Here is a 448-nt window from a genome sequence, read left to right on the forward strand (position 1 = left end):
AAAAAATGTTGACAAATGAAGCATGTAATGTATAATAAAGTTTGTCGCCAAATACACGCGGTAGTGGCGGAATGGCAGACGCGCTAGGTTGAGGGCCTAGTGGGGGTTAACCCCGTGGAGGTTCAAGTCCTCTTTACCGCACCAATCATTTCCGTTTTAAACAGAGCGCTCGTAGCTCAATTGGATAGAGCACCTGACTACGGATCAGGAGGTTGTGGATTCGACTTCTGCCGGGCGCGCCATACTTATATGCGGGTGTAGTTTAGTGGTAAAACCTCAGCCGTCCAAGCTGATGATGAGGGTTCGATTCCCTTCACCCGCTCCATATTACTTAAATGAAATAGCTTTAAAAATGATTTTGAAATAATGATTGACTTCTATTCGCTAGAATGTTATATTAGAATAGTTGCTAACAAAACAACAACTTATGAACCTTGAAAACTGAACA

At 42.6% G+C, this 448-nt stretch carries 3 tRNA genes; all 3 read left to right on the forward strand.

Features of this window, described 5'->3' with window-relative positions:
• Positions 1-57: 57 nt before the first annotated feature.
• The 3 genes from R2B77_RS11330 (at position 58) to R2B77_RS11340 (ending at position 325) form a co-directional block, all read left to right on the forward strand.
• Positions 58-144: transfer RNA gene (locus R2B77_RS11330), tRNA-Leu, on the forward strand.
• A gap of 21 nt (positions 145-165) precedes the next feature.
• A tRNA-Arg gene (locus R2B77_RS11335) sits at positions 166-242 on the forward strand.
• Between the two features lie 9 nt (positions 243-251).
• Positions 252-325 (forward strand) — tRNA-Gly (locus R2B77_RS11340).
• The last annotated feature ends 123 nt before the right edge of the window (positions 326-448 follow it).

Source organism: Sporosarcina beigongshangi (assembly GCF_033485195.1).
In the GTDB taxonomy this organism is placed as follows: domain Bacteria; phylum Bacillota; class Bacilli; order Bacillales_A; family Planococcaceae; genus Sporosarcina; species Sporosarcina beigongshangi.